Raw genomic sequence first — 20,231 nt, 5'->3', positions numbered from 1 at the left:
CCTTGAGGCGTCGGCAATCAAAATACGTAAGATTTCCCATCCACGGCAAGCATGGCTTCGCCAATCGCTTCAGCGAGCGTTGGATGGGGATGAATCATCGCCCCTACTTCCCACGGCGTCGCATCCAGCCAGCCCGCAAGCGATGCTTCGGAGATCAAATCCGTTGCATGCGCCCCTACAATATGTACGCCCAGAATGTTATCGCTTTGACGGTCGGAAATAACCTTAACAAATCCGTCGCTTTCCCCCAGCGTCAATGCTTTGGCAATAGCGAGGAACGGAACTTTGCCCACTTTGACGTCATGACCGTTTCGCCTGGCCGCTTCTTCCGTAAGACCATATGACGCAATTTCCGGACTGGAATAAATGCAGCGCGGAATGAGGTGATGGGCCGTTGCGATGGGATTGCTTCCGGTCAAATGCTGAACGGCAACAATGCCTTCGTGAGCGGCCGCATGCGCCAACTGAACGCCTCCCGTTACATCGCCTATCGCATAGATATGCGGCTCTGTCGTTTGTCCAAATTCGTTGGCCGCAATATAACCATTGCTGGTGCTGACGTCGGTATTTTCCAGGCCGAGTCCTTCAATATTGGCTTGTCGTCCCACGCAAAGCAACAGCTTATCCGCATCCAGCAATACGCCGCCATCCGGAGTATTCGCCTCAATGGTCAGCCCTGTTTCGCCGCTTTTTAACGATTCCGTATTCAACTGCACACTGGTCAAAATACGTACGCCGCGTTTACGCAGCCCTTTTGCCAGCTCAGCCGACACTTCAGCATCTTCTCCTGGCAGCAGCCTCGCCCCGGCTTCAACCAATGTAACTTGTACACCAAAATCCTGAAGCATGGACGCCCACTCCACGCCGATTACACCGCCGCCAACAATAAGCATTTGCCCGGGCAGCTGCTCCAGTTGAAGCGCATCGTCGCTGCTCAAAATAAGCTTTCCGTCAGGCACAAGCCCCGGGAGCGTTCTGGGACGCGAGCCCGTTGCGATAATCAGGTTGCCCGAAACGACGGACTCCATCTCTCCATCCTCTAGTTCAACGGCAAGCGAGCCGCTTTTGGGCGAAAAAATGGATGGTCCTATAACGCGCCCTTTGCCTTTTATAATCGTAATGCCGTGTTTCTTCATTAAACCCTGCAAGCCGCGATAAAGCTGATTGACCGTAGCGTCCTTGCGGCTTTGTACTCCGCCAAAATCAAGTTCTACGTTTTCAGGCGCGACCTTGATGCCGAACTGGTCGGCATGCAGTAGATTCCGGTATACCTCCGCGCTGCGCAGCATGGATTTGCTGGGGATACAACCCCGGTGCAGACAGGTTCCGCCAATCTTGTCCATTTCCACTATCGCTACGGTTTTGCCGCTTTGGGCTGCGGCTATTGCTGCGGTATATCCGCCCGGTCCGCCTCCCAGCACAGCTACATCCACTTGAATCGCCATCTAGTCGCCTCCATTTTATATCCACAATTTATGCATGTAGTTAAGTATAATGACCGCCGCAGCTATTAGCTGTTGACAATATCACGGCAATCGCCACCTCCCTATTGTAACGCTTTTTCCTATCATTTTCACTTCAGCGAGATGAAATAGACAGTTGATGCGTAAAAAGGTATGATTGAGAAGGATTTTGAGGTTGTTCAAAAAGTCAGCTTTTGGCTATTATTCAAATAAAGAAGGATATCGGGAGAGTTGCAGGTATGAAAATGGTCATTTCGCGCTTTATTGCGATACTGATGCTGGTCATTCCCGGAGTGGTCGCCTGTATCGGATTTCTTAAAATGAAAGATGCTTTGTTTATTTATTTTTCCGATTTCGGAAATGACTCTGTTGTTCCGCAATTCCAGTGGCTAACGTTTCTGCTTGGGTTTATTATGTTTTTCGCCGGCGCCGGTTTTATCGGCGGCTGGACTTTTTTCCGTGACCGCAAACGCAACTACGTCGCTCCGCGCTTCAAAGAAAAACGGCCGCGGCCGCCAAGGCCTCGCAGCTAAAGGCCGGCGCGCCGCCTCGCCGCAATAGCCTAGTTGCGGGCGCATCCCCTTAGTCACGTTTTTTCGCTTCCGCTTCAGCCTGTTCTACCAATTAACATATCGCCTCAACTTTTTACAATTCTTGTCCGTTCTGTTGATACTGCCTTCATGCTTGGGGATTATGATGAGATCATTCCAAGTAAATGAGGTGTTGACATGACCATTGTATTTGATGTTCTGGTGGACGGCGTTAAGAAGGAAACGTTAACTCCGGGCAGTACCCGCCTTCAGGATCTTCGCCAATTCATTTCCAATGAAAGCACGCGTTTGATCGCATTGTATGGCAGCAATGTTTACCTGAATCGAAGGGTTCACTACAAATAATTATTGTAAAAGAAAACCATTCCCCCTGTAATCCGAAAACTATTCACCTCTAACCCTCCCTTTTTATAGGGATTATCCTCGTTATGAACATATCGCCCCGCACAAATACGCTGTCGCGTGTTTTTTTTTGAAATTTATTTGAAGTTGGCATTTACCCCCTAATATTCCCAATCAGAATGCCGATATCTAATAGATAAGGAAAAGAACACCACTTTGTATGTTGTCGGAGGAGATCCCATTGTCATCTATATCATCGATCAGCAAAAGCACACAAATCAGCAAGCAGACCGCGTCCCCAAGGGATAAAGAGATTCAAAACCTGATGAAGCAGCGCAGCCGGGTTCAGGAAGAGCTGCAAAGCGTCAAGGCCAATGATGAAATGGACTCCAAAACTAAGATGGACCGGGTTAAATCGCTTACTGCCTCCATTCAGCAAATCGATTCCCAGATTAGCCAGATTCGCAGTGAAGAAATGAAGGAAAAGAGCAAGGCAGCCGTTCCCGAGCAGCCCCAAAAGCAAGAGCCCCAGAGCCGTGAAGCCGCCCTAATGGAAACCGTTGTCAAGGGGAATGTGCTTTATGACCAATTGGGCAAGCTGACAGGCGTCCGCAACCGCTTGGAAAACTCCGTAAAAACACTGGAATCCGAAAATTACAATGATCGCCAAAACCTGGAGTTCTCTCCCGCAAAAGGAGAAGATGAAGGCATCAACATGATGCTAGAAAATGCTGAAAATACAGTGTTCCAAATGAAGCGTGATATGGTAGTCGATCTGGAGCAGCAAATCGATGTAACCGACGAGCAAATCTCCAAGCTGGTATCCAGCAACCAACCAGTCGATGTTCCGGCACAGGCAAGCAAGGAAGAAGATGAAGCTGCAGTCAAAGAGACGGACAAAGCCGCTGGGGAGGAAATCTCCACCGCTCAGAACGAGGCAGTGGCCGCAGGCACAAGTGGAGCCCCAGCCGTTTCGCAGCCTGCTGATGGAGGCGCACAACCGCCGGCACAAACCCGTTCTGCTGAACCGGGTGCAGTTGTTGATGTAAGAGTATAATATTCCCTAATCAAAAAACGCATATTACATCGCTTCGAAAGCGCTGTGATATGCGTTTTTGCATTTAATTTAATACTCTACCTCTTCGCGGACGATTGATGGAAAAAGGCCTGACTTCTCTAATTGCCCTTCCAGACGTCTTGTCGCTTCAACTCCCGCATGGACCAACAGCACACGAAGGGGCTTCAATTGCTGCAGCATTACCATCACATCGGGCAGTCCCTGATGCACTTTGTAACGGCAGTAAAATTCCTCATACGCCCATTGGGATTGAACCGCTGCATCCGCACTCAAGTGACCGGTGAACATTACCGCATTGCGTGCGTCGTCCCGCAACATAGCGCTATACGTTCGGGCAGGCTCGGCCAGCATCATCCCGTCCGGCGAAAGAATAATATGCGCATCCTCTTGTACCAGTCTCGCGCGTTCTTCCGGGGCAGCTATCTCCCTCACGTTGGCCAAGGCTCCCGCCAATCTGAACTTCATATCCTCGCGAAGCCATAAACGGTCTGCGCTGGGATGAAGCCATGACTTCCATTCGCGGACCAATGAAGCTTCCGCGGCAAGCGGGATCCCGGGAAGCCTTTCACTTAATTCGACAATTAAATCCAGCCCCCTCCCGCTTGCAGGAACGGGCAGCAGTGCATGCCCGCCGCGGGTGTGGACTTGCTTAAGCTTTTGAATCAGCTCAATGAGATTTTGTTCCTGTGTATGAGGCGCGTCGCTATAAGCGGCGTCTATAATTGCCAATTGGATTTCCCGCCCTTCCAATAGTTGCGGTTCCGGCATAGATGCCCGCAGCAGCGTTGACTCCGAGCTATAATCGCCGGAATAATACGCAAGCTCTCCATCAAGATCAAGCAGAAGCCATACGGAACCCGGCATATGTCCGCTCGGCCCCCAGCAAAAGCGCAAGCCGGGCTGGATCGTTAGCCATTGATGATCCGTTGTCTCCTCATCCATAAACCGAAAACGCAGCTTTTCCCAGCTTTTGATATCATAAGGCATCGTGCGGCCTTGCGCTTTAACATAGCTCTCCCATGCACTGGCATATGCCGGGAGCTGGCGATAGGTTTCTCTCGTCAGCCACACCTCGCCGGTATAACCGTGCTGCAATAGAAGCGGCAGCGCAGCCATATGATCCTCATGGACGTGGGAGAGGAACACTGTTTTTAGTTCCTGGATTTGCTGAGTGTCCAGCCGGGGATAGATGCCTCCGTTTTCCTTTTTCCCGCCGCAATCCAGCAGAACAGATATTCTTCCGGCCTGCAGCCGGTAGCAAGACCTGCCATGCTCGCCCGCGCCTCCCCAAACGTCCATTTTAATAGTTTGCGACATTGCTACCTTCACTCACTTTCTGTCTGCGCCGAGATGATTCATAACAACCAGCACCAGCGTCGTCATGCCGACGGAAACTACTGCCATAGCCATGCCAAGCGACACTTCGCCCTGCTCGAATTGGCTGAAAATATACGTAGCGCTCACCTGCATGGAGGGCGGCAGCACCATCAGCGACGCAACCAATTCCCGTGCCGAAATCGTAAACGTCATCATCCAGCCCGCCAGAACGCCCGGAATCAGGAGCGGCAGCACGATTCTGCGGAAAATGTAAAACGGCTTCGCGCCGAACACTCTTCCCGCCTGCAGCAGGTTACCGTCAATTTGCGATGCCGATGCTTTGATATATTGAACGGAATAGGGCAAAAAGAATACAACGTACGTCAGCACAACCATGGCATACGTGTTGTAGATTTTGAGCGGCATCCACGGCGCGTTCCAGAACAAAATAAGACCAACTACAATAACGATGCCAGGCACCGTATTGGGCAGCAGGCTAAACAAATCCAGGCTTCGCTGGGACAACGATTTCAAATTGCCCATTTGCAACACCAGAAAGGTGCCGATCAAGACGGCCGCCGTAGCGGCAAGAGCCGCGAGACCCAAGCTGTTGCCCAGCGCCTGCCAGCCTTTGGAGCCTGGACTCAGAAGCTCCGCGTAATGCGAAAATGTGACATTGCCCCAGGCGAGACCGTCGCCGCGAAGCTTTTGCAAGGACGTAGCAATGATTGAAAAATAAGGAATGCCGATCGAAAAAAGAAGAATCAAAACGACGTATCCCCAGCCCAGAACAGCTCGCCAGCCCCTAAGCGGGGAAATGCGGACACGCATGCCCTTGCCGCCAAGCGTCTTGTATTGATAACGTCTGCTAATGACATTTTGGGCATACCAGAACAGCAGGCAGGCTCCCAGCAATATGGACGCAAGAGATGTGGCTTTTCCAAAATCAATGGGCCAGCTGGACGTAAAACGGTGAATTTCGCTAGTCAGCACATAATATCCAATTTGCCGACCAAAGGTGGCCGGCGTTCCAAACTCCGCAATCGTTTTGACAAACACGAGCAGCGCGCCCATCGCGTAGCTTCCCAGCAGCAAAGGCACTATAATTCGGCGGAGCAGATAAAATAAACTCCCTCCGTGCACGCTGCCCGCTTCCTCCAGAGAACCGCCGATCCGCATGAGTGAATTGCGCAATATGAGGTACAGAAACGGAAACAAATGCAGGCTCATAATCGCAACCATGCCGAACAGGCTGAAAAAATGAGGGGTAACATGGCTTGTAAAAGGAAGGATTTGCTCAGCGAAGCCGCGACGCTGCATAAACAAAATCCACCCCATGGAACCGATGTAAGGCGGCGTCATAAACGGGATGATCAATACGACGTCCAGCCAGGAATGGCGTCCAATCGTTGTTTTTGCCGACAAAAATGCCATCGGCAAAGCAAGCAGCGTAGCACCTAGAACAACCCAGCCTCCCAGAGCGATCGAGTTCCAGAAAATCGTAATCAAGCCCGGATCGGAAAGAACCCTCAGCGGAGCGAGCGCATCAAGGCTACCATCCGGCGTAACGCTTCGCAGCAGCACCATAATAAGCGGGACTACGATGAGCAATCCCAACAGCACCAAACCCAGCTGCAAGCGCCAAGAGAAAGCGGGGAGCCTGAGCCCCCCGCCGCGATACAGGTTATTCATGGCTTATTTGAACAGCTCCAGAAATTTGGCGCTGATGGCCTCGCCCTGTTCGCTCATCCAGTTCCAATCGTAATTCAACAATTTGATTTCATCGGTATTTGCCCGGTTATCGGCTTTAATGTCGGCACGGCCTGGCAGCAGGTACGCGCCGGTAACAAGGCTTTGGGCTTCAACGGAAAGCAAATAGTCGATAAAGAGGCGGGCATTGTCAAGATTAGGCGAAGTTTTCATGATCATCGCTGCGCGAGGGTTAATAACGGTTCCGCTCGCCGGATAAACGATATCGACCGGTTCTCCTTTTGCTTTAGCGCTGTAAGCCATGTAGTCAACACCCGACATCACTACGCTTTTGGCGCCGGTAATTACAGGATCAAGCGCCTCTTTGTTGGCTCCTGCCATTGCTACACCGTTTGCCTTCAGAGCTTGGAAGAAGCTCCAGCTGTCGTCGCCTTTATCGTTCAAATAGCCGGAAATAAAATCAAGTGCGGAACCGGAAAGCGATGGATCCGGAATGTTGACAAGCCCGTTCCACTTTGGATCAGTCAGGTCGGACCAATCGGTTGGCGGTTCGGAAACCAGCTTGGTATTGTACGTAATTCCAAGTGCGGAAGCACTGTAGCCGAACAGATGGGAATCCTCATCGATCCAACCCTCCTGCAGCTTGTCGGCATTAACTGCCTCCGGGTAACCTTGCGTCCATCCTTCGGCCTTCATGGACATAGCGGATGGCCAGGAAGCCAGTACAACAACGTCGGCAACCGGATTGTTTTTTTCAGCTTCAAGGCGTCCCAGAACTTTACCTGTCGTACCGTCGAATTGTTCAACCGTAATGCCGTATTTGGACTCGAAGCCTTCTCTGATTTTTGTCGCCAAGCCTTCCGGTCCTGCTGTGTATACAACCACTTTTCCGGATGGAGCCGGTTTTTCGCTAGCGGGCTGCTGCGATGGCTGAGAAGTCGCGGGTTCCTGGGAAGCTCCTGCTCCCGCTCCGGACGAATTGCCGTTGTTTTGCCCGCTGTTTCCTCCGCAAGCAGCCAGCAGGCCACTCATTAATACCAGCATTGCGAGAGTTGATTGCCACGATAACCATTTTTTCATTTTGACGGATTTCATTGATTGATAACCTCCCTGAGTTGGTGTTGCGTATATTCTATTGCCTTGCTGGCCGGACTAGGCGGCATTTGACCCAATGTATGGATGTGCCGTTCCGCGACAAATAATGAAACCGGGTGATCCAGCGCAATTCGTTCGCTGCGGTAAGCCGTCCAGACAGCCCCGCTGTGCAGCTTGACTGCTACTTCATAACGATCACCCATGTAGGATACGCGCTGGACGATGCCTTCAAAGGCAACATCTCCCGGCTCTGCAGTCCATCGGATATTCTCCGGACGAACCATTCTGGATTCCGGCTCCACCCAATTGGATCGGCCTACAAATTGAGCGACGAATTGATGATCGGGCGCATGATAGATTTCCTCCGGTTTCCCGATCTGACGCACTTGCCCCTGCTGCATGACGATTATGCTGTCTGACATCGACATCGCCTCCGACTGATCGTGCGTAACGTAAACAGCCGTAACGCCCAACCTGCGGACCATCTGCACCAGTTCGTCTCTCATCTCATCCCGAAGGAGCGCATCCAGGGCGCTTAGCGGTTCATCAAACAGGATGAGGCCGCTACGCGCGGCAATGGCACGCGCAAAGGCTACTCGCTGCTGCTGGCCGCCTGACAACTGATGAGGATACCTCTTCTCAAAACCTTTTAAGCGAACCGCTTCAATCGCTTCGGCCACCTGCTCGGCGGCTTCCTTGCGGCGCCCTCTCGCCTTGAGGCCAAAAGCAACATTTTCATAAACGGTCATGTGCGGCCACAGCGCAAAATCCTGAAACACCATGCCTAAATCCCGCTGCTGTGGCTGCATAAAAATCCTTTTGCTAGTATCGCAAACCACCTTGCCTCCGATCACAATGCTGCCTTTATCCGGTTGCTCCAAACCTGCAATCAAACGGAGCAGGGTTGTTTTTCCGCAGCCCGACGGCCCCAGCAGCGTTGTAAAGGAACCGGACGATATTGTCAAATTCAGCGGATGCAGCGCGGTCGTGCCGTCAAATGATTTGGTGACGCCGCGTATTTCCACCTCCATGTCCTTCACTCCTATCTTGTCTTCGTTTGCCTGTATTCAGAATAGACTCCCTTCATGCGGGCGATATTTTCGTTGTGTTAAGTGTTTATTAAATAAACTATTACTATCTATGCATTTCCATAGAACTATTCTATACTGCTAGTGAATACTGACTAGTAGGGAATGCTTGCACTCGAGAAAACAGCCGCGGGGAGAAGAAACCTATGAACTTTATTAAGCTGGACATTCTGGTTCTGCTGCATCAGCACAAAAAAATAACCGCCGTTGCTGACGCACTTGGCGTCAAGCAACCGACGGTTACCTTTCATATGAAAAGTCTGGAAGAGCAATACGGAGTGCCTCTGTTCGAAACATACGGCGGCAAATATGAATTAACGCGAGCAGGCAAAGCGCTCCTGCATTATGCAAGAAGAATCCGGGCGTTAGGCCTTGAAGCCGGACGCGTCATGTCCGAGCAGCGTTCCCCCGATCGGGGAACCTTTCATATCGGCGCCAGCTATGTTGCTGGCACTTACTTGCTTCCGGCCTGGATGCACCAATTCCGGACAACGTACCCCGAGGTTGAAATTCGGCTGACGATCCGAACGGCACCGGTTATTCGTCAGCTGCTCGCCGAACGGCATATCGATCTTGGCTTCATTGCAGCCCGTGGCGAAAATAACGCTGACGGTTTGCGTTCCGACCCCATTTGCGAGGATCGCCTTGTTGTAGCCTTTGCGGCAGATCATCCTTTGGCATTGCATGGGGGAAATCTTTTGCCGGAGGAAATTGCCGCATTCCCATTCCTGCTCCATGGCACACAATCAACAACCCGCGAAATGACGGAGCATTGGACCAAAGAACATGATATCACCTTCCATGGATGCATGGAGCTGGATTCGCTGGAAACCATCAAGCGATCCCTGATGCTGGGTGGAAGCATTACGTTTATTTCGCACATGGCAATTGCGGAGGAGGTAGCCTCGGGAAGACTGGCTTATGCCGATCTCCCCGGACATACCGCTCCGCGAATGATTTACGCCTGTTACCATCCCGAACGATGGATTTCTCCGCAGATGGAGGCATTCCTGCACGCCGTCAAGGAAGAGCCACGGCCTTGAGTCATGATATACCTTGCTCTGTTGCCTAGGGCGTGTCTGGAAACTCGCTCAAGGGCATCTATCACCGCCTCTTCGCTCCCTGCGGAGTTTTCAGACATGCCCTGGTTCTTAGCTTATTTCTTATTTGCCTTTTTCCAAAAGAGTCCAATACTGCAGAATGCTCTCTTTGATTTTGATGCGATAATTGTCAAGAACTTCAGTTTCTTTGTTTTTGCCGTAGCTGCTTGCAGCGGACTCATCCTGCTTAATACCTTCCGCTGCCGCAGCTATCTTAACATCCGTAGCGGCAGCCTTTAGCCGGGTTAGTATGACCTTGAAATTGTTTACATATGCAAAGGAAGAATCAATGCCTTCAGCTTTTATCCGCTCAGCATCTTTGGATAGCTCAATAAACTGATTGAGATCATCCACTAAAGTCTGATAATTCTGTTGCAGCAAATCACGGTCCATCTCGGTTTCAACGTTAACGGGAGTTCCTTTTGGCGGCAGCGCCGCTTCCAGCTCTATTGCGCTAACAATGCTTTTAAGGGAATAATAACGAACGAGTTCGTCCTTTTGTTCAAAAGCCCCCAGCTTTTGTGCGCTTAAGCTCATGAAATGATTGTTATATTCCTGATCGAAGCTTTGAATTAACGGCAACGTTTCCTGATATCCGGCATAAATACTGCTATGCAGCTCTTTGCCCTTCGCCATGCCATCATCCACATAAGACTTCATTTTATAATACGAATCCGCTTCCGCTATGTTTGCGGTCAGCTCCTGAAGTTTGGGAAATAATGCGTCTGCCGCTTCATCAAGCTTATCCAGTGAAGGCGACTGCTGGGGATATTGAGCGCTCCCCTCCAGGTCTCGAACATATTTGTTTAGATCAAGAAAAATACCGTTTTCCATATTTGTTTTTGTCGGATCGATCGCAAGCTCTTCCCCCGCTCCAAACTTACCAAAATAAAATTGAAGGCTTTGCTCCAGCTTATCGTTTATATACAGGCTTATATTGGTGTACGCCATATATTTTTCGGCCAGCTTCTGTTGATCCTCTGCTTCGGCCGTGCTTGACTGCTTATCTTTTGTTTCGTCTTGCGATTTTGACAACGGTCCGCATGCCGCAGCTAGAAGCATTGCAGACATGATCACTACCAACAATCCCAACCTTCCATGTCTCATCGTCATGACCGTTACCTGCCAAGCGAAACCAATTTATTGAAGTTGTTAATAAGCGTAGATAAAATTCTCTCAAAATATTCAAAATACCCAAACCCTCGGCTAAAGGACGAACCGCCTACCGATACAGGATCAAGATCAGCATTTTGAGACTCCAAAACTTCCAGAATCGTTGTAGCAGCGCTTTTAATATCCTCTACCGAGTTGTCAAAGTCCCAGAATGAATTAATGCCTTCTTTTTTCTTCTGTTCATCATCTTTAGCTAATTCCATAAATTGATTTACATTTTCAGTCAAAGCATTATACATCTCTTTATATTTCGCAGAATCCAAATCCAAAATATTGCTGTCATCCACATCAGCATCATAAAAGGCTTGCTGAATTTCTTGAGCATTCATCAAAATGCTTTTTGCATGGTAATGCAGCATGTAACCTTCTTCTTTAAACTGCTCCAGATTTTCCAAGTTTTTTTGCGTGGTAATGACATCAAATTCCGTGTAAAAAACATCTGCCGCATCGGAAAAATCGTAATACTGGTTAACAAGCTTTGTATGCAATTCTTTTCCTAATTCAAAATCGTCCTCAATAAAGCTTTTGGAGCTGTAGTAAGACTGGACTTCATTGATGGTTTCAAGAAGCTGCTTAAGCTTTGGCGCCAATTCCTTCATCTTTTCATCGGTCACGCCATAAGAAGGCTCTGTATCCGCATAAACGACTGCTTCGTCTACTTGATTAAAAGTTGGTTCGCTCATCGGTGAAATGATCATGCCATCAAATGTTTCCGGATCAAAACCGCGTTTTAAGAAGGCTATCTCTTCATCAAACCCAAAATACGTTGCATAAGAGTATACATTCGTTTCCAAAAACCCGTTCATAAAGTTGCTCAAATCGATATAGGCGTTGTATTTCTGGGTATCTTTCGCTGCCGCTACTGCCCCTCCGTTACCGCTCACCGCATCCTTCAAGCCGCTGCACGCACCCAATATAACGGTAACCAGCGTAAATACTAAAGCAATGGACAATACTTTCTTCAATTCAATTCTCTCCCAACAATTATAAAATTAGACTCCAAAACCCTCCCAACATACTAACAGACAAATAAATATTTTCCTATGTAATATCTTTCAATTACCCATATATTAGAATTTTTATTGTTTTATTTATCCATATAAAATATAAGCGTTTTCAAATTATTACCTTTGAACTACTTCGAAATGTATCTAACTTTAATTGCTAGTTCTAAAGAACTGGTAAATAGCTTGGAGTTTTCAGAGAAATAAAAAAACCGCCAGAAATGGCGGCTCTTCATTGATTTATTCGTCGTATACTGGATTGTTATTTTTATCATAATAAATTTAACTAAAATCTTCTTTTGATCGACCATCAATTTTTCTAATACCTTGAATGTTCATAAAATGTGCTTTGGTTTGTATTATGTCATTTGCACTTTTATATTTACCATCTTCATCAAAATTACTTTCTGCTACGAAAACCTGCGAATACATTCCCCTGAATTCCCCATCATTATCAGCCAATGTTCTTCCGAAGATTATTGCAACTTCGTCAAGCAAGTCATATATTTGAGCTTTTGGTAATTCAAAAAAATCACTAGTAACATTCATAGATACTGTGTACATATATAATTTACCTTCAGCATATTCTGTATTTTCTTTTTTCTCACTTTTTAATATATTAATTTCAAGATCATCGGTAATTGGGCTTTTTGTTATGTAGGATACTATATCAGCAGTGTCTAAGAATTCCTTAATTCTTTTATCATGAATTGAAGAGTCATATTCGACCTTTGATCCACATCCAATTAGAAAAATGAATACTAGCATAATACAAATCGTTTTCTTCAAGTAAACAACACCATCTTTTTCTCCATTACCACATTCCCCCAAAACTAGTTTTTTTCAGTCTACCACAATTTGATAATTTAGGTCTAGAGATTCATACCACTTAATCCATCCCATAAGGATGCCTGACAATTCAAAACCAAATCCTGTCATAAATAAATACCGCTTCTCTACTGGTTTTTAGGAACCAATAAATAAGCGGTATTCGTTGACTTGCTATTCAGAAGCTTATCGGCATGAAAATCCATTTTCGGATATTCATCCCGCTCCCGAAATTTTACACTGATAAATCAAATGCTCTATTCCTTACCCTTTCACGAAACCTTATGCTCAATCCGCAGCTTATCAGCAACCATCGCGATGAATTCGCTATTAGTAGGTTTTGACTTGCTGATGTTGATGGTGTAGCCGAACAGATGGCTGATGCTGTCGATGTTGCCGCGCGTCCAGGCAACTTCAATAGCATGGCGGATGGCGCGTTCGACGCGAGATGGCGTTGTTTTGAATTTTTCGGCAATCGCCGGGTACACTCGAAATTTCATCGGTCAGCACAACGTTTTTGCGATGAATAATACGCCTAGTTTATCGGAACGATTAGCGAAAATTTATCGCTATGGAGGGTACGTTAAAAATGTCAAAATTTATGTTCACGGATCGACGTAATAAGCCGATGAAATTCGATTTAGATGCACAAATTGAACGGTTTCTACACGCTAAAAAATTGGAGAAACGGTCAGCCCGGACGATTCTGACTTACGCGCAAAGTCTCGGTCAGTTTCGCAAATGGTACTTCAGCGAAGAGAGGAACGGCATTGATCCCGAAATTGTTGGAAAATTTATAAAGTATGTAACGTTTGAAAAGGTACGCTGGGACGATCACCCAACAAGCACGTCCGATATCGTAGGCTTATCCGCGCGCTCGGTGAACAATTTAATCCGTAATCTGAGAGTGTTTTTTAACTATCTCGTTGCGGAGCGAATTATTCGGAATAATCCCGCGGAGTTTGTCGGCTATCAAAGGGAAGAAAAAGATACATTTGCGGTTTTTACGGATGACGACGTCGTTAAATTATTATCCGGCCCAAACCGCCGAACGTACACGGGGCTGCGGGATTATTGCATGATGCTTGTTTTATGCGACACTGGCGTAAGGGTCGGAGAGCTGGTAACGTTACGCACATCCGATATCAACTTCGGATTGCGACAAATTGTTATACGTGCGGAACACGCAAAGACGAGGGAGACGCGAATAGTGCCGATATCACAGAAAACCGTGAAAGAGCTGGAACGGTTAATCTCGGCAATGAACGTTGAGGAAGACGATGACTTTCTATGGTTATCACAATTCGGCGAGCGTTACTATGGCGATTCGTTCGCGAAGATGCTGAAACTCTACGCGAAGCGAGCCGGGGTCTCCGGCGTACGAGTAAGCCCGCACACGTTCCGGCATTATTTTGCGGTAAAATTTCTCCGGGAAGGCGGCGACCCCTTCACACTTTCGCGCATACTCGGACATTCTTCGCTTGATATGACGCAAGTTTATCTCAAGTTTACCGGAACGGATTTGCGGACGCAGCATGATAAGGCTTCGCCAGTTACGAGTTTGATCGACAAAGGTAACGAGAAGAAGCGCGGCAAGCGGCTGTTTACGTAATTTATAAACGAAAAAGGCCGGGCACCAACGGATACACTCCGCCAATGCCCGGCCCTTTTTGCCCTACTTCGTTATCGTTACGTCACTCTAGCGAGTGATAACGACATACCGCTATCGCGTTATATTAACGGTCCTCGTCGCGTCATCCCACGTCACACTCGCGCCCAACCGCTCCGCAATCGCTCTTGCCGGCAGATACGTTAGCCCGCCCGTAATAAATCCGGCTTCGGCCCCCGTCAACTTCTCACCGTTCACGATAACGTTAACGTCTACTAGCGAAGCTGTTCGAGACTTTACCGGTTCGGGCTTCGGCTTCAGTTTCGCCTCGACTGCCGCTTTAAACTCGGCCCAGCCCGTCCATTTACCGTCGGCGTTCATTTTGCGGGGGCAATTTTTTCCAGACCAATCGTAATGCCGACGTAATCTATCCGTTCCCCAGCCGCGCACCCGAAGTATGTCCGCTACCAGCGTCGCCGCCCGGTCGAGTGTCTTGTCATAGTTGCCGCTTTCACAAATCTCGATCCCGATAGACTTCCGGTTGCCCGGCCCGTTTCCGCCGTCGCCTGCGTGCCATCCGACTTCGTTAAGCGGCAGGCATTCGATTGTCTCGCGCTCGTCAATAACGATATGATACGAAGCGGTCACGCCGTTGCTTGGATTCGTGAGCCAGTTACGTTCATTACGCGCCGTGCTGGACGGGTTGCCCGTATTATGGATCGTAATAGTTGTCGGAATCATAACGAGTCCTGGCCGCCTATTTTTCGGCGTTGATTTCGGGATATGGTCGATAATGTACGTCAATATTTCTCGCCTCCTTTACGGTCGTCAACGTCGCCCTTTTTCCGAAGTACATCGATAATATCAACGAGTTTTGGCGGAAGCGGAATGCCTGCCCGACCGAGATTTTCGAGAATACTCAGCAGCTCATTCGCCACGTAGAAGTAGACGGCCGCCGTCATAACGATAGCGTCGAGGTCCAGTAGTATATCGATCCGATGCGCCAGGATAATGACGAGCAACGCGAGCCCCTTTTTACCCGCGCCAATACTCGCAATCGAGGACGATAAGCCGCGGCCCTCCGCCCGGCTCGCGTAAATCCCCGTAATAACATCGATAACGAACGCGATCAAGAGAAACGTCAATGCCTCCGTCCAGTGCCCGAATGCGAATCCGATTACTGCGCCGGCTATTGACGCTACACTGCCGGCCGTTCCGTTAATCGTTACGAGATTCATTCCGCCACCACGCTTTCAGCGTCTGTCTTATAATGTTCGATCGCTTGCGTAATCTCCGTCTGCAATTCCGCCAGAATCTCCGCTTCCTTGCCGGCATGAAACTGTAAGAACGTAAAAATGACGTGGTTGATCTCAGTTACCGGGTCGCTCACGTCTACGAGAAATTCGAGTTTTTGCGTAAATTTCGCCATGTAAAAACCTCCGTAAAAAGGAAATGGCTCCCACGTGTCGAATACGGACAATAAACGACAAAAGGAGCGTGTTGTAATGACCCTAAATGGCCGTGAAAAAAGAGACTTGCTTATTCAAGCTGGGATACAGGCTATTCCATATGTTGGCGGATCATTGTCAACGCTTTATTATGGACATAAGCAAGAAGTCCGATTTAAGCGAATTGAATCGTTCTATGAAGAAATTAAAGAAGAGCTAGAACGTCTACACGCAAGCATTCCTGCGGTTGAAACACACGATCCCAACGAACTAATGTCACTTATTGAACAGCTACATGATAATATAGAATCAGAACATCTTGAGGAAAAGCGCCGTTATTATAAAAATTACTATATCCGAATCTTGAAGAGCCCTGTCATACGTAATAATTATGACCAACGAAAGATGTTCTTAGATATTTTAAGATCACTAACTCTTACACAGATTGAGATTTTTCAGTTTTTAATTGAACAACCTGCCCCTGTGATTGATCGAGGTATTAGTCGCCCTGGGTACAGTGAGACATTAATATCCGGTTCAATCGAACAATTAAAGATTCTCGGCTTAGTTGACTCTCAACTTCATGGTATTGTGATAGGATCACAAAGTGGAATTAATGCGTCTATTTCAGCAAGTCAATTAGGCAAAGAGTTCCACCGTTTCTGCATGAGAAGCATTATTTCTCCTTAGATAATTTTGAAGTTACTACTCCAGACGCGAAGAGTAACGTCCACAGCCACCAGTATTTTACGAGCAACTGGCCGGGCGTCAAATTGATCAAGTCCGATAGAAACGCCATCATACGCCGATTCGCTCCTTTTACGTCAATATAAAAAGCCCGAACCAGTTACGGTCGGGCTTCGTTAACGTTGCGTATTATTATTCAATAACGGAATTACTTCGTTGCTTCAGCAAGTTCGGCTTCGAGCGCTGCGATTTCCGCTTCGTATTCGGCGATTTTGGCGTCAAGAACCTCAATGGCTTCTTTCTTTTCCTTTACCGCAGCAGCAGACGATAAGCCTGTTAGTTCCGCTTCTCTATCAGACTTTTCTTGTTTGAGATTAGAGATCATTCTTTCGTATAAGCCTATATGCATTCCGATAAATTCCGCATCCTTCTCAGTAACCGTTCCCACGCCGTCGGCCTCCTTCGTCTCAAGGAACACCTTGCCTGGCTCGAAATCGACGTCCATGCCGGCAATTTCCGCAATTTGACGCACAGGACCGTAGCTGTTTCCGTTAATAATCGGAACTTCTCCGACTACTTTGCCGTCAACATGCAGCTCCCAAACGCTGCCTACTTTCGTCCCTACGAGTTGCTTTACTTCCGCAGCAATGGCGGAGCCTGCCGTCATAACGACTGCGCCGACAAGTGTTCCTGCGATAAAATACTTCGTCTTTTTCATAACGTTCCCCCTCCAGTTGTTTGCCACCATTATACAATAGTTACGCCGCCTGGAGGAGGTAGTTTCGTAGATTAGCCGCCAAGCGCCGATATTCTAGCGTCCAAACTCTGCGCGTACGATAAACTTGCTTTCGCGTCAAGCGCTTGCTGTAACGTTTGAACTACTCCACCGGCAAATCCTTCACTACGAACACTCGACCAGTTTAGAAAGAAAACGCCTGTATACCCTCGAAGAGTAATCCGGTTAAGTTCCGCATGAATTGCAGGGCCATCAATGTAAAGCCCGATATCAGCGTTAGGGTTTGGCGTCATGCCTACCGTGTTTCCGTTATTTCGAAATAACAATGACGAAACGGACGTAGGGCTGCCGAAAGCTCGCATCTCTATCATCGCTGTTGCCGACGATTCTACCTTGAACATACTCGCCGTATTCGACATCTCCGCGCGAGGATAAGCGCCAGCTCCCGCCGTCTGAACGAGCGATCCCGTTATAATAGTACCCGCCAAGCTACTCCCGATAATACTCCCGCCAATTATCTGCCCGGAACCGGATAAGCTGCCGGTATTAATCGACCATCCGCCGATTGTCCCGGACAGCGCCGTAATGTGTCCCGTAAAGTTACCGTTAGCCGCCTGTAACGTCCCGGAAAAGTACGCGTTACCCGTCGCTGCATCTTGCCATATCGTACGGACGCCGGCCTTGTTATATAACGCTAACCCGTACTCGCCTGGAGCCGTCTGTCCTAACCGTACCATCGTCCGGTTCATATCGTCAGATACCCGCATGCCGAAGCCGTCAACCAACGTTACCGAATCGTCATACTTTACGCCTTTGAGGACGGCGTTTTTCGATGTGTACGTTATCGCCCGTTTCGATCCGACCGTCGCCTGGAACACGTAATCGGCCGTTTTCAGTTCGCGGAAATTCGCCAATACAACGCGGGCCCTTTTCGGCTCAAACGGATACCGCTCGTACTCCGTAACCCGCGCATCAAACCGGTAGCCCATCGATTCATCGATGATCGTTACCGTATCGCCTACGTCGCGGATCGCTTCGGCCCGGAAGTCATCGTCGAGTTTTTCGAGTTCGACGAAATCGACTTCGTAGGACACTTTCGGCAGCTCGACCGTTTTAAGATACTTCTGCATTTCGGCGAGCAAACGGGCCTGGTCCTCGATTTCCGCGAACTCGACGGAGCCTTCGTATACGTGGCCTGTGTCGATATATTCCGAGTCGATATACTTAACGGGATGGCCCGGCAGCCCCTCGATCGTCAAGCCGTTTTTGCCGTAGCCGTACAGCCGCGTGATCCGTTCCATATCGTGTGACTTCCGCGTAATCCCCGTCAGATTTTTCCGGTACCGAATCTCGACGCCGTAATTTCCGCCCCGCCGCGTCGTCAGCGTTATATCCGTGTTATTGTACGTCAGCTCACCGTTGTATAGCGTTCGGACCTCGCCGAGCAAGTCAAATTTCCGCTTTTCGCCGAACTCGAATACGTCATCGGACGCAAAAGAGCCCTCCACCGCGAAAGTGAAGGGCGTGCCATTTGCGATAAGGCCGAGCTGGTACGTCGGCGGCTGCGTTGCTAAAAAGTCTACGTAATCGTCGAGATAATACCGATTAAGCTCGAACGCAAGATGATGCGCCTCGACCCGTTTATATACGCGAAGCCCCCGCCGCTCCTCGTTGACCGATTTAATGACGAAATACTGTCCCGCAATTCCTCGGTCGGTCATGTCGCCGGGGAACCGGACTTCAGCGGCTTCCTTAATTGCGTCGTATCGACTCTTATCGTCAGGCAGACGCGGATACGAAAAGGTGACGTAAAACTGCCCGTTAAGCGTTTCCTTTACGCAAACGTCCGTGGCGGCCGCAAGAATCTGCCGGGCAGGCGCGCCGTTAATAATCGAATGTATTTCGAGTCTGCTGCGTAATTTTCGCGTCAGATTATCGCCTCCTTACAAGTGCCTGTCGCGCCAAGTTACGCGTACCTGGACCGTCCGGCTGCCGCTACTATCCGTATACGTAATCGTGTTAGCGCCCGGATACAGGTCGAAAAAGTCGCCGTCATAGCCAGCGTAAACGCCATTACGAAGCACGCGCAGCCGGCCGGAATCAATCACGACTTTATCGCCGGGACTGACGGGGCCATCGACGGTAATTGACTGGACCCGGTATTTACGGGGCTGGGCCGTTAATGCGCCGTCGGCCGCCATAATTGCCGCTAAAATCCGTTCGCGGACGAGCGCCGCCGAAAGTTCCCCGTCAGCCCCCATCGCTACGGACTGCGTAATATCACGTATAAAATCGGCTGACAACGAACCATCCCCGGATAGGACGAGCGAGCCCGTAAAAGTCGCGGAAGGGGCCGCGGATAATGCCGCATCGCCGGAAATAAATGCCGAGAAGATTACGTCAGTGATAAACGGCCGATTAAACGGAGTAGCGTTAAATGCCGTTTGATTAAACATCGGCCGCGTCAATTAACGTTTGGACTTCGGATCGCCAACGCAGCGGAACGTCGGTAATTTCGCGATGATTCGATTTGATAAGATCGTAGTAAATTTTCGCCATAGTTACGCACCTCCTACGATGATTTCCGCGAGTTCGGCAAGCGCCAGTTGTGTCGCCAGCTTGTCCGCTTCCTGCGTTTCGGCTAGCTCGGCAAGCGCGAGTTTTAGCGCGGTATTTTCGGATTCCAAAACCGCAACCGTCTCCGTAAGCGGACGCTGAAATATTGGGACTTCCGGCTCTTCCGGATCTGGGTACGAAAAAAGGACTTGCTCAGTGTCCGGGTCTACTCGGTAACCATTACACGCGGCAAAGTCCTCTGCATATTGTCCGTATTCCAGTTGCAACATACCGACCGTCTCCGGGACTCTTGCGGATAAAGCAACGTATGAGTCAAAGTCTTGCTCGACCGTTGTCTCAATCACGTTTCCGGAGCGTTCTCCTGCGTCCAAAATGATGTTGCCTGTTTCCAGTTCAAAGTAAAGCCTGCGCCCAATCTGCATGTC

Annotated in this window: 22 protein-coding genes and 1 pseudogene; 6 read left to right on the top strand and 17 right to left on the bottom strand. The window is 49.0% G+C overall.

Annotated elements, in window-relative coordinates:
- Positions 1–17 precede the first annotated feature (17 nt).
- Entirely contained in the window at positions 18–1,445 is a 1,428-nt protein-coding gene (lpdA, locus tag ACX93W_RS02105) for a dihydrolipoyl dehydrogenase (protein WP_459390665.1), read from the bottom strand.
- Between the two features lie 257 nt (positions 1,446–1,702).
- On the opposite strand from lpdA, the gene ACX93W_RS02100 reads away from it, so the two are divergent.
- From ACX93W_RS02100 to ACX93W_RS02090, 3 genes are all read left to right on the top strand, one after another.
- Positions 1,703–1,996 (top strand): DUF2627 domain-containing protein, encoded by a 294-nt coding sequence (locus ACX93W_RS02100; protein ID WP_459390664.1) that lies wholly within the window; start codon positions 1,703–1,705, stop codon positions 1,994–1,996.
- 195 nt (positions 1,997–2,191) lie between these two features.
- Positions 2,192–2,359 (top strand): hypothetical protein, encoded by a 168-nt coding sequence (locus tag ACX93W_RS02095; protein ID WP_459390663.1) that lies wholly within the window; start codon positions 2,192–2,194, stop codon positions 2,357–2,359.
- 238 nt (positions 2,360–2,597) lie between these two features.
- Positions 2,598–3,413, top strand: coding sequence for a FlxA-like family protein (locus tag ACX93W_RS02090; RefSeq protein WP_459390662.1), 816 nt, complete (start codon positions 2,598–2,600; stop codon positions 3,411–3,413).
- A 69-nt stretch (positions 3,414–3,482) separates the two neighbouring features.
- On the opposite strand, the gene ACX93W_RS02085 is transcribed toward ACX93W_RS02090, so the two are convergent.
- From ACX93W_RS02085 to ACX93W_RS02070, 4 genes are read right to left on the bottom strand one after another with little or no spacing between them, the layout of a single operon-like run.
- The gene (locus ACX93W_RS02085; protein WP_459390661.1) at positions 3,483–4,751 is read right to left on the bottom strand and encodes an MBL fold metallo-hydrolase; all 1,269 of its coding nucleotides are present in this window, start codon (positions 4,749–4,751) and stop codon (positions 3,483–3,485) included.
- A gap of 12 nt (positions 4,752–4,763) precedes the next feature.
- Positions 4,764–6,443 carry an ABC transporter permease gene (locus ACX93W_RS02080; protein WP_459390660.1) on the bottom strand — a complete coding sequence of 560 codons (1,680 nt, stop codon included), beginning with the start codon at positions 6,441–6,443 and terminating at the stop codon, positions 4,764–4,766.
- 3 nt (positions 6,444–6,446) lie between these two features.
- Positions 6,447–7,541 carry an ABC transporter substrate-binding protein gene (locus tag ACX93W_RS02075; protein ID WP_459391986.1) on the bottom strand — a complete coding sequence of 365 codons (1,095 nt, stop codon included), beginning with the start codon at positions 7,539–7,541 and terminating at the stop codon, positions 6,447–6,449.
- 11 nt (positions 7,542–7,552) lie between these two features.
- Positions 7,553–8,587, bottom strand: coding sequence for an ABC transporter ATP-binding protein (locus ACX93W_RS02070; protein WP_459390659.1), 1,035 nt, complete (start codon positions 8,585–8,587; stop codon positions 7,553–7,555).
- Positions 8,588–8,790: 203 nt separating this feature from the next.
- Here ACX93W_RS02070 and ACX93W_RS02065 point away from each other — a divergent pair, with 203 nt between their 5' ends.
- Positions 8,791–9,687: a LysR family transcriptional regulator gene (locus ACX93W_RS02065; protein ID WP_459390658.1), complete on the top strand. Its 897-nt coding sequence runs from the start codon at positions 8,791–8,793 to the stop codon at positions 9,685–9,687.
- A gap of 120 nt (positions 9,688–9,807) precedes the next feature.
- Here ACX93W_RS02065 and ACX93W_RS02060 read toward each other — a convergent pair whose 3' ends face one another.
- From ACX93W_RS02060 to ACX93W_RS02045, 4 genes and pseudogenes are all read right to left on the bottom strand, one after another.
- Entirely contained in the window at positions 9,808–10,857 is a 1,050-nt protein-coding gene (locus ACX93W_RS02060; protein ID WP_459390657.1) for a DUF3829 domain-containing protein, read from the bottom strand.
- Between the two features lie 5 nt (positions 10,858–10,862).
- Positions 10,863–11,882: a DUF3829 domain-containing protein gene (locus ACX93W_RS02055; protein WP_459390656.1), complete on the bottom strand. Its 1,020-nt coding sequence runs from the start codon at positions 11,880–11,882 to the stop codon at positions 10,863–10,865.
- 321 nt (positions 11,883–12,203) lie between these two features.
- Positions 12,204–12,710, bottom strand: coding sequence for a hypothetical protein (locus ACX93W_RS02050; protein ID WP_459390655.1), 507 nt, complete (start codon positions 12,708–12,710; stop codon positions 12,204–12,206).
- Positions 12,711–13,021: 311 nt separating this feature from the next.
- Positions 13,022–13,237 (bottom strand): annotated as a pseudogene (locus ACX93W_RS02045) (sporulation initiation factor Spo0A C-terminal domain-containing protein); the annotation flags it as partial.
- Positions 13,238–13,338: 101 nt separating this feature from the next.
- Between ACX93W_RS02045 and ACX93W_RS02040 the strand changes: the two are divergent.
- Positions 13,339–14,361: a tyrosine-type recombinase/integrase gene (locus tag ACX93W_RS02040; RefSeq protein ID WP_459390654.1), complete on the top strand. Its 1,023-nt coding sequence runs from the start codon at positions 13,339–13,341 to the stop codon at positions 14,359–14,361.
- 111 nt (positions 14,362–14,472) lie between these two features.
- Here the strand turns inward: ACX93W_RS02040 and ACX93W_RS02035 are convergent, their stop codons facing one another.
- From ACX93W_RS02035 to ACX93W_RS02025, 3 genes are read right to left on the bottom strand one after another with little or no spacing between them, the layout of a single operon-like run.
- Positions 14,473–15,162: an N-acetylmuramoyl-L-alanine amidase gene (locus ACX93W_RS02035; protein ID WP_459390653.1), complete on the bottom strand. Its 690-nt coding sequence runs from the start codon at positions 15,160–15,162 to the stop codon at positions 14,473–14,475.
- Positions 15,159–15,596: a phage holin family protein gene (locus ACX93W_RS02030; RefSeq protein WP_459390652.1), complete on the bottom strand. Its 438-nt coding sequence runs from the start codon at positions 15,594–15,596 to the stop codon at positions 15,159–15,161. The genes ACX93W_RS02035 and ACX93W_RS02030 overlap by 4 nt, the downstream gene beginning before the upstream one ends.
- Complete coding sequence (locus tag ACX93W_RS02025; RefSeq protein ID WP_459390651.1) at positions 15,593–15,787, bottom strand: hypothetical protein; 195 nt, start codon at positions 15,785–15,787, stop codon at positions 15,593–15,595. The genes ACX93W_RS02030 and ACX93W_RS02025 overlap by 4 nt, the downstream gene beginning before the upstream one ends.
- Before the next feature lie 76 nt (positions 15,788–15,863).
- Here ACX93W_RS02025 and ACX93W_RS02020 point away from each other — a divergent pair, with 76 nt between their 5' ends.
- Positions 15,864–16,496, top strand: coding sequence for a hypothetical protein (locus ACX93W_RS02020; RefSeq protein ID WP_459390650.1), 633 nt, complete (start codon positions 15,864–15,866; stop codon positions 16,494–16,496).
- Positions 16,497–16,701: 205 nt separating this feature from the next.
- On the opposite strand, the gene ACX93W_RS02015 is transcribed toward ACX93W_RS02020, so the two are convergent.
- From ACX93W_RS02015 to ACX93W_RS01995, 5 genes are all read right to left on the bottom strand, one after another.
- Positions 16,702–17,211 (bottom strand): hypothetical protein, encoded by a 510-nt coding sequence (locus tag ACX93W_RS02015; RefSeq protein WP_459390649.1) that lies wholly within the window; start codon positions 17,209–17,211, stop codon positions 16,702–16,704.
- Between the two features lie 71 nt (positions 17,212–17,282).
- Entirely contained in the window at positions 17,283–19,094 is a 1,812-nt protein-coding gene (locus tag ACX93W_RS02010) for a phage tail spike protein (RefSeq protein ID WP_459391985.1), read from the bottom strand.
- Between the two features lie 78 nt (positions 19,095–19,172).
- Positions 19,173–19,685 (bottom strand): phage distal tail protein, encoded by a 513-nt coding sequence (locus ACX93W_RS02005; protein ID WP_459390648.1) that lies wholly within the window; start codon positions 19,683–19,685, stop codon positions 19,173–19,175.
- Entirely contained in the window at positions 19,678–19,788 is a 111-nt protein-coding gene (locus ACX93W_RS02000) for a CD1375 family protein (protein WP_459390647.1), read from the bottom strand. Before ACX93W_RS02000 ends, ACX93W_RS02005 begins: the two co-directional genes overlap by 8 nt.
- Positions 19,789–19,790: 2 nt before the next feature.
- Positions 19,791–20,228 carry a hypothetical protein gene (locus tag ACX93W_RS01995; RefSeq protein WP_459390646.1) on the bottom strand — a complete coding sequence of 146 codons (438 nt, stop codon included), beginning with the start codon at positions 20,226–20,228 and terminating at the stop codon, positions 19,791–19,793.
- Between the last annotated feature and the right edge of the window lie 3 nt (positions 20,229–20,231).

It is taken from the genome of Paenibacillus sp. CAU 1782 (genome assembly GCF_054551715.1).
This window is presented reverse-complemented; position numbering and strand designations above follow the sequence as displayed.